Origin of the sequence: Mucilaginibacter paludis DSM 18603 (assembly GCF_000166195.2) — a bacterium.
Classification (GTDB): Bacteria; Bacteroidota; Bacteroidia; order Sphingobacteriales; family Sphingobacteriaceae; genus Mucilaginibacter; species Mucilaginibacter paludis.
Genome location: NZ_CM001403.1, coordinates 803,011 through 816,362, shown reverse-complemented (window position 1 = coordinate 816,362; position 13,352 = coordinate 803,011). Strand labels below are relative to the sequence as shown.

General features: G+C 45.1%; 11 protein-coding genes. 4 read left to right on the top strand and 7 right to left on the bottom strand.

What is annotated here, in order from left to right:
- The first annotated feature begins 69 nt into the window (after positions 1–69).
- Positions 70–1,251, top strand: a complete 1,182-nt coding sequence (locus MUCPA_RS03555; RefSeq protein ID WP_008504488.1) for an FAD-dependent oxidoreductase — start codon at positions 70–72, stop codon at positions 1,249–1,251.
- A 129-nt stretch (positions 1,252–1,380) separates the two neighbouring features.
- Here MUCPA_RS03555 and MUCPA_RS03550 read toward each other — a convergent pair whose 3' ends face one another.
- Positions 1,381–1,962 (bottom strand): RNA polymerase sigma factor, encoded by a 582-nt coding sequence (locus tag MUCPA_RS03550; RefSeq protein WP_008504486.1) that lies wholly within the window; start codon positions 1,960–1,962, stop codon positions 1,381–1,383.
- A gap of 232 nt (positions 1,963–2,194) precedes the next feature.
- Positions 2,195–3,070, bottom strand: coding sequence for a helix-turn-helix domain-containing protein (locus tag MUCPA_RS03545; protein ID WP_008504484.1), 876 nt, complete (start codon positions 3,068–3,070; stop codon positions 2,195–2,197).
- 240 nt (positions 3,071–3,310) lie between these two features.
- Here MUCPA_RS03545 and MUCPA_RS03540 point away from each other — a divergent pair, with 240 nt between their 5' ends.
- Positions 3,311–5,821 (top strand): glycosyl hydrolase family 95 catalytic domain-containing protein, encoded by a 2,511-nt coding sequence (locus MUCPA_RS03540; protein WP_008504483.1) that lies wholly within the window; start codon positions 3,311–3,313, stop codon positions 5,819–5,821.
- A 128-nt stretch (positions 5,822–5,949) separates the two neighbouring features.
- On the opposite strand, the gene MUCPA_RS03535 is transcribed toward MUCPA_RS03540, so the two are convergent.
- The 3 genes from MUCPA_RS03535 to MUCPA_RS03525 form a co-directional block, all read right to left on the bottom strand.
- The gene (locus tag MUCPA_RS03535; protein WP_008504482.1) at positions 5,950–6,423 is read right to left on the bottom strand and encodes a Dps family protein; all 474 of its coding nucleotides are present in this window, start codon (positions 6,421–6,423) and stop codon (positions 5,950–5,952) included.
- Positions 6,424–6,442: 19 nt separating this feature from the next.
- A complete protein-coding gene (locus MUCPA_RS03530; protein ID WP_008504481.1) occupies positions 6,443–7,438 on the bottom strand; it encodes an alpha/beta hydrolase in 996 nt (331 codons plus the stop codon).
- A 125-nt stretch (positions 7,439–7,563) separates the two neighbouring features.
- The gene (locus MUCPA_RS03525) at positions 7,564–8,604 is read right to left on the bottom strand and encodes a cupin domain-containing protein (protein WP_008504480.1); all 1,041 of its coding nucleotides are present in this window, start codon (positions 8,602–8,604) and stop codon (positions 7,564–7,566) included.
- 205 nt (positions 8,605–8,809) lie between these two features.
- Between MUCPA_RS03525 and MUCPA_RS03520 the strand changes: the two genes are divergently transcribed.
- Together MUCPA_RS03520 and MUCPA_RS03515 are read left to right on the top strand one after the other, a co-directional pair.
- Complete coding sequence (locus MUCPA_RS03520) at positions 8,810–9,505, top strand: LytR/AlgR family response regulator transcription factor (RefSeq protein ID WP_040627018.1); 696 nt, start codon at positions 8,810–8,812, stop codon at positions 9,503–9,505.
- 98 nt (positions 9,506–9,603) lie between these two features.
- Entirely contained in the window at positions 9,604–11,805 is a 2,202-nt protein-coding gene (locus MUCPA_RS03515) for a response regulator (protein ID WP_008504478.1), read from the top strand.
- Here the strand turns inward: MUCPA_RS03515 and MUCPA_RS03510 are convergent.
- A complete protein-coding gene (locus MUCPA_RS03510) occupies positions 11,802–12,077 on the bottom strand; it encodes a UBP-type zinc finger domain-containing protein (RefSeq protein WP_008504477.1) in 276 nt (91 codons plus the stop codon). The genes MUCPA_RS03515 and MUCPA_RS03510 overlap by 4 nt on opposite strands.
- 3 nt (positions 12,078–12,080) lie before the next feature.
- Positions 12,081–13,346 carry an NAD(P)/FAD-dependent oxidoreductase gene (locus tag MUCPA_RS03505; protein ID WP_008504476.1) on the bottom strand — a complete coding sequence of 422 codons (1,266 nt, stop codon included), beginning with the start codon at positions 13,344–13,346 and terminating at the stop codon, positions 12,081–12,083.
- Positions 13,347–13,352 lie beyond the last annotated feature (6 nt).

Sequence of the window (13,352 nt, the reverse complement as noted above, 5' to 3'; positions counted from 1 at the left end):
ACTCACTGCGTATCTGTATTGTACAAGCGGGCCTTAAGATGTTCCTTTGCTTCAATCAAAGAACATCAAATGAAAACATCAAAAGCAATAAATCTTTTACAAAATAAACAAGTAGCCATCATTGGCGGGGGGCCGGGTGGGTTAACACTTGCAAGGCTTTTGCAGCTTAAAGGTGTAAATGTAAAAGTTTATGAGCGGGATTTCAATGCCACGGCACGCGTGCAGGGTGCAACGCTTGATCTGCACTTCGGATCGGGATTAAAAGCAATCGAAGCAGCAGGTTTGATGGAAACTTTTAAAGCTACCTACCGGCCGGGTAACGAAAAAGGACGCGTGGTTGATAAAAATGCGAACATCATCTACGACGAACACAATAAGGAAGCTATTAAAGACTTCGATAGTTCATCCTATCGACCGGAAATCGACAGAGGGCCTTTAAGGGACATGCTGTTAAACTCGCTCCATGATGATACTGTTGTTTGGGACAGCCAATTAAAATCCCTTTCCAGGGATGGCCATGGCTGGAAACTGAAATTTAAAAACGGTTCGACGGCCACCGCTGATCTTGTAATTGGCGCTGATGGTGCTAATTCCATTGTTCGTCCCTTAGTTATACCTGTTAAACCTCTTTATTCCGGCGTATTGATCGTACAGGGGAACGTAGAAAATGGTAAAACTGCTGCACCCCGCATTCACCACTTATTAAAAGACGGGAAGATCTATGCGTATGGTGACGGTATGTTTTTACATATTTCTTCTAAAGGGGATGGCAGTATAGATTTTTATATCAGCCTGAAAAAGGATGAGCATTGGCTGAAAACCAGCGGAATTGATTTTGCAGACCGCACCCAAGTGCATACGTGGTTTAAAAATGAGTTCCTGGAATGGGATAGTATATGGCTTGAATTGATTGAAAATACAGAGTTGCCACTTTTATTGCGTCCGCAATATTATATTCCTTCAGGGCAAACCTGGCAAGCACAACCCAATATAACCCTGCTGGGCGATGCGGCTCACATCATGCCGCCATCCGGCGAGGGTGTTAACCTTGCAATGCTGGATGCTCTGGAATTAAGTGAATGTATTACCAGTGAAAGTTATGATGATCTTAGGTCTGCAGTTGCAGCTTACGAAGAACCGATGCGGGCACGGGCGGTACAAGAACTAAGAGACTCACTCGAAATGGCAGAATGGATGCATTCCGAAAATGCGTTGTCACTGATGGTAGAACTACTTGATCAAAATCAGTGATCAATAATTAGGTGATGTTAAATAAAATTAGAAGATACATGCAAAGCCTGGGAATATGAAAAAATATCTATGATTTAAAGCTCATCAAAAGTAAAAGTAGAGTGCCGCTAAAAGGGTAAATAAAAAAAATCAGCGGATGGTGATCAGCAAATATAGATAAGCTATCAATCCTAATTTGGAACGGAGCACCTTTAAGGTGTTAGTCATTTGTTTTTTAACAGTTTGCTCGCTGGTGCCCATTATTTCGGCAATTTGCTTGTGGCTTAAATGTTGCTTTCGGCTCAGTTCAAACACCTGCCGCATTCTGGGTGGCAGCGCGGCAATTTCTTTTTCTATCAGCGCCTTAAACAGGTTTTCACGAACCAGGTGGTCGGTTACCGTTACATTTTCGGCAGAAAATTGCTGAATAGACGACACATACCTGGACTGAACATCTTTGCGCGCAATGCTATTCAGGATGTGGTTGCGCACGGCACTGTACAGGTATCCCGATAAATTGCTGCCTATATTGATAGTTTCGCGTTTACTCCACAGCGCTGCAAAAACTTCCTGCAAGGCATCTTGCGCTTCGGCAGTATTACGGGTTTTGTTCCAGGCGTGGTTATGAAGTATGAATTTGTAGCGGTTATAAATTTCGGCAAAAGCAGAGCGGTCGCCGGTTTTTAAAAAACCAGCCAGGTCAGCATCTGAATATGTGCTATAGTCTGCCATATTAATTAGTGTGCCTAAATTAAGAAATTATTAAAAAAATGTAACTATGAAAATTGAGGAACGGCTTTTTTGATCAAAAGCGTTTGTTATTCGGTGTACGGGTACTTTATTTCAGTAACAAAGCATCATATTACTTCCCGTGCAATTGCACCGGTATGGGTAATTCCATACCTGCTAAGTTATTAAGTTAAACAACAAAAAAGGTCCTTTTCCCTCGGGGATGGCTGCCTGGTCAGCCAATGGTATTATCCCGTTTATAGGCTCCGGCTGTAAGCCCGGTAATGTTTTTAAATATCCGCGCAAAATAAGATGTACTTTCAAAACCCGATTGCCTGGCTACCTCATAAACGGGCAGGTCTGTTGTCGTCAAAAGCAGCCTGGCGCGTTCTACACGCCGCAACTGCAGGTAAGCCAGGGGGCGTTCACCTGTATTCTCATGGAAAAGCCGGGAAAAATAATCAGGATGCAGGCATGCTCGTTTGGCAAGCTCTGTTACCATAACGCCCGACTGAAGGTTGGTAAGCATAAAATTAATAGCATCTGCAATTTTGGAATTGATGGCGGTTTCTTCGTTTTCATTGAAAGTTCCCGAGGCAATAAATCTGGCCATTAACTGCAACAGCAGGCCGCGGGTTTCCATCAAAGCAGGAGCCGACATGGCCTGATTAAGCTCCTGGTACCGCTGTAGTGCGGCGTGTTTCTCAAACACGGATGGATTATGCGAGCCCTTTAGCCCCCGCCCGGGGTTTAGTTTACAGATACGTTTTACAGCCTCTGCTTCCTGGTCGCGTGCAGGTATCTTAAAGATCTTGCGGTTGGCTGCAAATAAAGACGCACCGTCGGGCGACTCCTCCACAAAAGTGATGTAATATTGGCTCATGTATTCCGTGCAGTGATAATTGCAGGTGGTAAAACTCGGAATGAGGTATAAAAATCCGGGTTCCAATTTGATACTTCCGGCTGCGTCATCAATGTTTCCGCTACCTTCACCGATATAGTAGATGCGGTAAAACGTGCTCGTTACATTCTTGTAATTCCAGTTTTTGTTCAACGCAACAAAATCCGCATTCAGTAGCGTTAAATTCAGCTTTTGGACATTCTTAATCATTAATTCAATATTAGTTAATAAAAAGGATCAATCCATGCCAGATCTAAAATATCGGATTTGTTCAACTTTTGGTTGCCTTTGTGGAAAACCGGAAATTTACAGTTGGGTACCTTTAACTTATTATAAACCGGTAGCTGGCGTAAAACGAAATGCACCCGGCACGGATGCTTAGGCCGTTGCTTAAACCTGCATTTTATTTTTCCAGCACCTTATTTTACTACACATCACGGTACATTTTAAATGAAAAAACCATTACTTCAGCATTTTACATTCTGCACATTCGCCTTTGTTTTGTTCTGCTTGAATGTAGCTGAGGCGCAGGTTAAGGTACCTGCGCAAAAGGGCAGTATCGATGGATTTGCAGCCGCCTCTAAACATCCAATCGTAGCTGACAAACCCGCGCAGGATTTTTTTGAGGGCTCGCTTCTGGGCAATGGTGCAATGGGCGTAAATGTAACCAGCAGGCCTGATGCAATAGTGCTGTATTTCGGGCATAATAATGTTTGGGATATCCGCCTTGCGGAACATCACCGGGAGGAACTGGGAACCTTTGAACAGGTGTTTGAAAAGGTTAAGAAAATACCGGCTGACTACGGCGACCTGAGCGACGATGCCTGGTACCGTGAGTACAACCAGATGGCGGGAGACAATTACCGCAAACCTTACCCGCGCCCATTCCCCTGCGGTTCGGTACTAATAGGCTTTGACCGCAGAAAGGTACAGGTATTGGGGCAGCGGCTGGATATCTCTAATGGCTTATGCACGGTTAGCCTGTTAACAGCCGGCAAAAAGCGCCTGTTCCTGAAAATATTTACCGATATGAATACGGACAGACTGCTGATGCACCTGGTTAACGAAGACGGCAGCCCGGCAGCCAATATCTTCGAACGGATCAAAGTGATGCCTGATCCTTCCACCCCCGCAGACATCCCGGCGTTCAGCGCGCAGGAGGATCTGAAGGGTGGCAAACTCTCTTTCCGTCAAACGCTGCCTTTCGACGAACCTGATAAGCATAGCACAGCAAATTCCGCGGATAAAGCGTTCCGGCTGACACTTGCCCTCAATGGCAATTTTGTTAAAAAGACCCGTATGAATTGGAACGGCAGAACGGAAAACATGGCCGTGCTGGAAGGCGCACTTTCAGCGCAGCAATCATTTGATGTAGTGGTGAGCCTGGAGGAAGGGCTTGCATCCGTTATACCGCAGGAAATTCCCCAGACTATCGCCCCCGGAGCAAAGCTGTTTGCCGACGTGTTTAAACAAAACGAACAGATATGGATGGCTTACTGGTCTAAATCGGCAGTCATGCTGGATGATCAGTTTCTGGAAGAGATATGGTACCGCAATCTTTACTTTTTAAACTGCACCGCAAAGCCGGGCGTTACCTGCCCGGGCCTTTTTGCCAACTGGAGTTATAATAACATCGGTACGGCCTGGCACGGCGACTACCACATGAATTACAATGTTCAGCAGCCTTTTTGGGTTACCTTCAGCAGTAATCATCTCGAAAAAAATATACCCTATGTTGATCTCATCAACTCTCTTCTTCCCGTTAGTACCAAGTGGGCAAAAGAATATTATAAGCTGCCGGGGGCCTATTTCCCGCATTCTGCCTACCCGGTTTCAATGAGCATCAACCCGTACCCGGTGCCCGACTGGGGCTGGGAAGTTAGCGAAACGCCCTGGGCTGTTCAGGGTTTATGGTGGCATTACCTATATTCAGCTGACAAAGCTTTTTTAAAGAACAAAGCTTATGAGCCTATTAAAGCGGCATGCCAGTTTCTCGCCGCTTATATGAAACGGGCGGATGCGTATGGCGGAGACCGGTGGAAGGATGATAAATATCACGTGTTTCCAACTGTTGCACCGGAGTTATATGCCTTGCGGCCTGGTTTTAAATACAATTACGACTGCGGCGTAGACCTGACGCTAATTAAATTTATATTTAAAGCTTTTGACCTCGCCGCCACAATACTGGGAACGCGTATGCAGAACAAGGCTTTACTGACCGACATCGGTGATATTTTGAGCCATTTCCCCGAATATCCGACAGCAAAAACCGAATCAGGAGCCGATATACTGGTGGCCGTACCCGGTGAAAGTGCCGGAACGGTTTATAATGTGCCCGACGCCCTGTTCGCCGCTTTCCCAGGCGAGGACTATGGCTTGCACTCGGATAAAAAGACGCTGGAACTTTTAAAAAACACCTACCTCAACCAGCAGAACGAAGGCGGCAACGACCTTGTTTTCGCCAACCTGCAAGCGGCAAGGATCGGCATGCTGGACATGGACGAGTTTAAACGGCAGATTAAATACTGTTTGCTGCCCAACGGAAGCGCTGCCGATATGGTTATGCAAACCCATGGCCGCTATAACGACCTAAGCGACTACGCATATATGAAGAAAATGGGAATTTGGTTTGAGAACTTTGCGCTACCGGCCGTGATTAACGAGTGCCTGATGCAAAGCTATAATGGCACTATCCGGCTTTTTCCGAACTGGCCTTCCAATCATAACGGGAGGTTTGAAAATCTCAGAGCGGCGGGCGCATTCCTCGTTAGCGCTGCAAAAATCAACGGTAAGGTAACCCAGGTACGCATATACAGTGAAAAAGGCAATGACCTGCACCTAATATCCCCATGGGGGAACAAGGTAACGATCAAGGTGTCAGGCAAAGACGGAAAGATCGTTTCCGGAGAAATTGTTGTTAAAACCAGGCCCGGACAATGGCTTACACTGAGTAGTGATTGATATGGGAAGCGTAGGGGAGAGGGAGCGACGATTTTTTTATCACTGACTACGAATACAATGCGTATGTGATGAAAATGCCTGTTAGTTAAAAAAAATACGCCGACCCACAATGGAGTCGGCGTATTTTTTTACCTGAAATGCGACCTGAGCATCCAGGCCATGCCTTCGTGCGTTTCCATCAGCCCGGTGATAAAATCACTTGTACCGGCATCATTATATTCGGTAGCAAATGGATTAATGTTTCCGCGGATGAATTCAATGATGCTTTCGTGGTCTTCCAGTAATTCTTTCAAAAAGCCCTGGCTGTCGTTCTTGCTATCGCTTTTTTCGGTTAAGTGGGTCAATTGCAAAAACTGCGCTAAAGTAGCTGGTGCATAGTGACCTATTTTACGGATACGTTCTGCAACGCTATCCATTAGTTCGTCCAGTTGGCCATACTGTTCTTCAAAAAATATGTGCATGGAGTGAAAGTCGGGGCCTTCAATATTCCAGTGTGCATTACGGGTTTTGGTGTACAGCACAAATTCGTCTGCCAATAATTTACTTAATTGATCTGAAACAGCTTTCCTGTCTGCTTCGTTGATGCCAATGTTAGGTTTCATGATATTGTTTTTTTATGGATTATATAAATAGATATTTCTTTAATTCGGCAGCAGCCTGCACAATGAGCGATTTAACCGAAGGCACGTTTGCCAGCGCATTTAGCAAGCCAAAATCGTGGATCATGCCATTATAACGTACCGTAGTAACGGTTACACCAGCCTCATTCAATTTACGGCCGTAAGCTTCGCCCTGGTCTCTCAGGATATCGTTTTCCGCAACCTGGATCAAGGCCGGCGGAAGATCTTTTAACTCTTCCGGTGTGGCGTTTAGCGGCGATACCCATATTTCCGCGCGTTCGCCGGCATCGGTAGTATATTGGTCAAACATCCATTTCATCAAAGGTGCAGTTAAAAAACGATCTTCTCCAAAAAGTTTGTAAGATTCCCAATCAAACCTGGCATCGGTTACGGGCCACATCATAACCTGCAGACTAATTTTGGGGCCGTTTTTTGCTTTAGCCTGTAGGGCGGTAACGGCAGTCATATTTCCACCTACACTATTACCTACAACGGCCAGGCGGTTACCATCTACATTAATCTCTTTTCCATTTTCGGCAACCCATTTTGTCGCCGCATAAATCTGGTTAATAGCAATTGGGTATTGCGCTTCTGGCGATGGCGTGTAATTTACAAATACAGCTACCGCCCCAGATGCAACAACCAGGTCGCGAACCAGGCGCTCATGTGTCGGGAAATCGCCTAATATCCAACCGCCGCCGTGTATAAAAATAAATACCGGCAACTCTTCGGTTATCGCTTCAGGGCGAATAATGTTCAGGCTGATTTCCTCACCATCGGCAGTGATCGTTTTTTGTGAAACTTCAATACCCGACAGATCAACTTTAACGGAAGCCTGGGCGCCAATCAAAACCTGTCTTGCATCTTCTTTTGATAAAGTTTCCAGGGGGGCACCACCACTATTTAATACTTTTAAAAATTCTTTAACCTGGCGGTCGATGTGTGGGTCGGTTGCGTAATTTGCAATTTCAATTTCTTCAGTGATTGTGGTTTTCATGATATTTAATTTAAGTGTTTTTATAATGTTAATTGCTTTGTTTGTTGATGTAAAAGTATGCTGTTGGTATTAAAAGTTGATTTGCCATTCGTTGAACAGGCATGTTTTGTCGTTGGGATATGCTTTTAGTACTTTGGAGGAATGGCAAATAATTTACGTTGCGGTAACTTGTCAACTATTGCTTCCCCTATTCCTAAATTAGTAGCTATAACATCCTTCGGATTGCCTGCCAGCCACTGGCTCAGATCGATGGCCTCATAGTTGCCACTATTGAACCCGATCAGTATCCGGCAAACCTCGTCGCCGGTGTTTTTAATATAGTGGCCTGCGCCCATGGGTACGTAACCTACATCGCCCGCGTTAAACTGCTCTGTAACTGCGGTTGCTTCGGCTAAAAACACGGTCATTTCTGCCTTGCCGGCCAGGTAATATTGCCATTCGTCGGCATTAGGGTGCCAATGCATTTCGCGTAGTGCGCCGGGTTGCAACTCGATAACAGAACCCGTTATTGAAGTGCTGATGGGGAATTCTTTTACAGACGCCACTCTTTGTGTGCCTCCACCAGGAATCAGCCTTGGCTGCTGGGCTTCCAAAGGGTAGCGATGCAAACTGGTTAACGCCGGTTCGGCTCTGGCAAAAGCAATTGTACTGCTTTCATCAGGATTAGGGCCCAATGCAAAATAAGCTTCTTTGTGCGGAAGTTGCTCTACTTCGCCCAGTGTGAGGCCAAAGTTTTGGGCAACAACTTCCGGCGGGGTATTGGCTATAAAATCAGTGATGCTAAAAGTATGATCTTCAGAAAAGTTGCCATTATCGAAGATTAAGATAAAGTGACACTCCTTATCGCCTGTTGCCTGTATGGAATGGCCGTACCCCCTGGGGAAATACCATACATCACCCGGGCCAAAATTATCAATAAAAGCACTGCCATCAGGATGAATGATGGTTGTCCGGGCATTGCCTGTAATCACATAAGCCCATTCGGCAGCATTGGCGTGCCAGTGCAATTCCCGCATTCCCCCTGGTTGTAAACGCATTGATACACCTGCTATACCTACTGAAACAGGAAATTCACGAACTGATGCCCCCCGGGTTATTCCGCCAGGCCCTAATCGCGGTGTTTGTTTTTCAAGCTCAAACTTGAAGCTGATCTGCGGCTTTTCCATAACTCTAATATTAAATTTGGTGTTTGTTATTTGCTGACCTAAAGGTGCGAAGGAGTGATGCGATCTACAGCGTATATTCGTTGAACAGGCACTTATAATCGTTAAATGCGTTTTAAAACCGCTAATGCCGGTACGCCAAAATTGGAAGACTATTTTTTTTAACCGATATTTACGCTACCGAATCATATACGATATACATTACACTATGACCTGCCTCATCATTGACGACAATCCCATAGCCCGAGCCACCCTGAGTCAACTGGCAAGCCAGGTTAAAGACCTGAATGTTATTTGCGAATATTGTAATGCCATTGATGCCTACAATCATTTACAGGCCGAAGAAGTCGACCTGATATTTCTGGATATTGAAATGCCGGAAATGAGCGGCCTGGAGCTCACCAGGAACCTGCGTAATAAAGGAACCATCATTGTATTTACCACCTCAAAAAAAGAATACGCAGTTGAGGCGTTTGAGCTTAACGTTGCCGATTACCTGGTAAAACCCGTTACACCTGCCCGTTTTCTGCAAGCGGTAAGCAAAGCCAGGGAAATTAACGACAGTAAAAAAGAGGATGTGCAGGTTAAGGCCGACGAATTCATTTTTGTACGCGATTCGAGCATTACCCGGCGCATCAGGTTTGACGAAATTTTATACGCAGAAGCGATGGGCGATTATGTTAAGTTTTATACCAAAGCAAAAACTTATGCCATTCATGGCACACTAAAGGGAGCAGAGGAAAAACTGCCCTCCGCTAACTTCATCCGGGTTCACCGCTCCTATATCATCGCCATGGATAAGATAGACACATTGCAGGAAGGGGGATTAGTGATTAACGGGCAATTCTTACCTATTGCTGATGCTTACCGCAAATCGCTGAATAGCCGGATGAATATTTTTTAGCAAACCGTCCTTTTTGCCTCTTCAACGATCTTTAATGCCCTTTTAACGAATAAACTAATCAATTAAACGTCCTTTTATCCAATTTTATCGATTGTTCTATGAACGCAACACCCCGGATAATGGCAAATAAACGTTTTGGTTATTTTATGCTGGTGGCTTTCGGCACCGCTACTGTACTATTGCTCATCATACAGTATAACTTTTCTGCCAATATGGATACCATGCTGCATGGTAATGAAAAATTGATGCAGGAATTGAGAGCCAGTAACCACCTCAGGGAAATTGACCGCGATATATTAGGGGTGGAAAGCCGGATCAGGGCGGCAATTGCAACCAACGATACATCGCACCTGGAGGGGGTGGATGGAAAGGTATCTGCTATCATGCTGTATCTCGACTCGATGGATAATGATGCGGCCGGAAAAACTACCATCAAGTATCTCCGCAGGCTAAAGCAACTCTCCGAAGAAAAGGTCAGGATAAAAAACGAGCTTATTCAACGTTACCTCAGGTTGGGCAATATGAATGACACCACATTGATTGCCAACCCGCATGCGCGTATCATTTCGAACGAAATTACTTCTATCACGCATAAAATATACGATATCCGCCAGCAGAAAATGGTTTCTTTGAGTCGGGATAACATTACAGGTAGCAGGCATGCCAGTGTTTATGGCAATTTGTTAATTGGCGTTATGTTTATTAGTGGCGGGGTGTTGTGCTGGTTCATCTTAGGCCAGTTCCGGCAGCAAAATAAATTAATTTTAAAGCTGGATGCTTCAGAAAAAAGATTGACCGAAGCTTTGCAGATTAAAGAGAATTTTCTGGCCAATATGAGCCACGAGATCCGGACGCCGCTAAACTCCATACTGGGTTTTACCAATTTACTGCAACGGCGCGACAAAGACCCCGATTCGGCGGAGTTTATTGAATCTATCCAGAAAGCAGGTGAAAACCTGATGGCTATTATCAACGATATTCTTGATCTGTCGAAGATCGAAGCAGGGATGATGCGGATTGTGAAAGCCCCGTTTAGTGTGCGCGGCCTCATCCACTCTATCGAAACACTTTTTAAAGAAAGGGTTAATGAGAAGGGTTTGCAGTTAAATTGCAGCGTTGCAAGTAATGTACCCGATACTTTGATAGGGGATGCTACCCGCCTTACCCAGATATTGGTAAACCTGATTGGCAATGCATTGAAATTTAGTGATGGTGGGATGATCGAAGTTCTGGTGAGTAGGGTATGGGCCGATGGTAGCAATATCCAACTGGGTGTAAAGGTTAAGGATACAGGCATCGGTATCAGTAATGAAAAGCTCGACAAAATTTTTGAACGGTTTAACCAGGCTGAAGATTCGATTACCCGTAATTACGGCGGAACGGGGCTTGGGCTTTCTATAGTTAAAACACTGATTGAGCTACAGGGCGGTAATATAGAAGTGCATAGCATACCAGGCAAGGGATCGGAGTTTGCTTTTTATATTCCATATACCGTTGCCAATGAGCAAATTATCCTTCAATCGCAATTAACTGCGCAAGAGTTGAAAGAAATGGTTAACCCATCGTTGCAAATATTGGTGGTGGATGATAACACGATGAATCAAAGCCTGATGAAGCACCTGTTAATACAATGGGGAGCCGCTTTTACCATTGCGGCCAACGGTTTAGAAGCATTAGAGGAACTCAAGGCAAAATCGTTCGACCTGGTATTGATGGACATACAAATGCCAAAAATGGACGGGTATACTGCCACCCGCCATATACGCGAAGAACTTAAACTGGATACACCCATAGTTGCCATGACGGCACACGCTATGGCCGGCGAGCGCGAAAAGTGTTTGAGTAATGGCATGAACGACTATATTTCAAAGCCCATTAACGAGGAACATCTTTTTAAAATGATCGTTAAATTTGTTGGGCCAAAAATCGAACCGGTATCCGCAGCCACACCCTCTACGGCCCCGCAGGCATATCAATTTATCGATCTTACTTATATGAAAGATATCAGCAAAGGCAATTTGGCTTACGAACAATTAGTTACCGGGCATTTTATAGCCGGTGTGCCCGCTGATATTCATAACCTTGAAACTGCTTTTGAGAAGAAAGACGTGGCTGAACTGAATAGCATAGCCCATAACATGAAAACAAGCGTTGCCATTATGGGTTTACTATCCCTGTTAAACGATATGCTCGAAACTCTTGAAGAAGCAAAAAGTATAGACCATGTTCAGTTTGCGGTAATAGCCGAAGTGAAAAAAATCTGCCTGGCCGCGGTAGAAGAGGCCAGGCAGATTTTTTAATAAGGATCAATATCGATCATTTGATCGTGCGGGTAACAGTAAGCCCAATATTCGCCGGGCTCGGCAGATATAACTACAGGATGATGGGTATGAGCAGCATGCTTAGAAGCATGTTGGTTAGGCGATGAATCGCAGCATAAAACTGTTCCGCAAGTTTGGCATGCACGCAGATGGAGCCATGAGCTGCCGGTTTTGACGCATTCTTCGCAATAATATTTGTCGGCCGGCTTAACTACCAATAGTTTAAGGTGTTTGCAAATTTGAGTTTCCATTTTTTAATAGGTTTTGGTTAAATACCGGTTTACAAAAGTTACGGCCATAGCCCCCTCGCCAACGGCCGAGGCTACCCGTTTAATTGAATTATGCCTCACATCGCCAGCGGCAAAACAACCCGGAACACTGGTTTCTAAAAAAGCAGGTGTAAAAGAATTAGACCATTTACTTTTAAAGGATGGTTCGTATAAATCCGTACCGGTTACCAGGTAGCCGGCTTCGTCGCGCACAATAGCTGTATCCTTTGCCCAGTCTGTATTGGGCTTACCGCCAATGCATACAAATACAAAACGCGTAGAATAATTTGCTGTTGTATTTTTTAAGGTGTCGGTTATCGTAATTTCCTTCAAGGTGCCATCCCCATGTAATGCGGTTAGGTTAGAATTATATAAAACCTCAATGTTTTTTTTGTTTTGAATACGGTTAAGCAGATAAAACGATAGCGTAGAAGCAAGATCGCTGCGGCGGATAACCATAGTTACCTTTTTGGCATGCTTGCAAAAATTAAGTGCAGCTTGCCCGGCGGAGTTACCGCCCCCAACAATAAAAACATGCTCATTGGTACAAAGCAAAACCTCACTTGAGCCCGCACCATAATAAATGCCCCTATCCAGGTAGCTGTTTTCTCCGGGCAGATTGAGCCGACTGTATTCAACCCCTGTTGCCGAAATATTGGCGCGGGCGATAATTTTACTGCCGTCAACCAAGTCCACATGGAGTTTATGATCAATAAATTTGGCGTTTACCCCTTTCCGCATCAGCAATATTTCCACACCAAACTTTACAGCTTGCTGCCGGGCGCGTTCAGCCAGTTCGGCTCCGCTTATCCCGTCAGGAAAGCCCAGATAATTTTCGATCCGCGAACTGGTGCCCGCCTGTCCGCCTATCGCTTCGCGCTCCACCAAAACAGTGCGCAAACCTTCCGATGCCGCATAAACTGCGGCACTAAGCCCAGCAGGGCCACCGCCGAAGATCGAGACATCGTATTCGGTATGTTTTGGTTTATTGATCCATCCAAGGTTGAAGGCGATTAATTCGATGGAAGGATCAAACAGCAATTTACCGCCTGGTAGCTCTACCACCGGTAAATTGGCATAGCCGGGTATCTGCCCTTTTACAAGATGCTGCAAAGCATTGATATCGGGTACAGGTATCCAGTCAAAAGTAACCACACTACGTTTCAGAAAATCGCGGATAATATAGGCCGCGCTGGATTCCATCGTTCCGTAAACTTTTACCGTGGTTAATGCGGCTTTGGTATTTTCCATTGCTAT

Excerpts from the sequence above, each read along its gene's own strand:
- MUCPA_RS03555 (WP_008504488.1), top strand. The coding sequence starts at position 70 with ATGAAAACATCAAAAGCAATAAATCTTTTACAAAATAAACAAGTAGCC.
- MUCPA_RS03505 (WP_008504476.1), bottom strand. The coding sequence starts at position 13,346 with ATGGAAAATACCAAAGCCGCATTAACCACGGTAAAAGTTTACGGAACG.
- MUCPA_RS03530 (WP_008504481.1), bottom strand. The coding sequence starts at position 7,438 with ATGAAAACCACAATCACTGAAGAAATTGAAATTGCAAATTACGCAACC.
- MUCPA_RS03550 (WP_008504486.1), bottom strand. The coding sequence starts at position 1,962 with ATGGCAGACTATAGCACATATTCAGATGCTGACCTGGCTGGTTTTTTA.
- MUCPA_RS03540 (WP_008504483.1), top strand. The coding sequence starts at position 3,311 with ATGAAAAAACCATTACTTCAGCATTTTACATTCTGCACATTCGCCTTT.
- MUCPA_RS03515 (WP_008504478.1), top strand. The coding sequence starts at position 9,604 with ATGAACGCAACACCCCGGATAATGGCAAATAAACGTTTTGGTTATTTT.
- MUCPA_RS03535 (WP_008504482.1), bottom strand. The coding sequence starts at position 6,423 with ATGAAACCTAACATTGGCATCAACGAAGCAGACAGGAAAGCTGTTTCA.
- MUCPA_RS03520 (WP_040627018.1), top strand. The coding sequence starts at position 8,810 with ATGACCTGCCTCATCATTGACGACAATCCCATAGCCCGAGCCACCCTG.
- MUCPA_RS03525 (WP_008504480.1), bottom strand. The coding sequence starts at position 8,604 with ATGGAAAAGCCGCAGATCAGCTTCAAGTTTGAGCTTGAAAAACAAACA.
- MUCPA_RS03510 (WP_008504477.1), bottom strand. The coding sequence starts at position 12,077 with ATGGAAACTCAAATTTGCAAACACCTTAAACTATTGGTAGTTAAGCCG.
- MUCPA_RS03545 (WP_008504484.1), bottom strand. The coding sequence starts at position 3,070 with ATGATTAAGAATGTCCAAAAGCTGAATTTAACGCTACTGAATGCGGAT.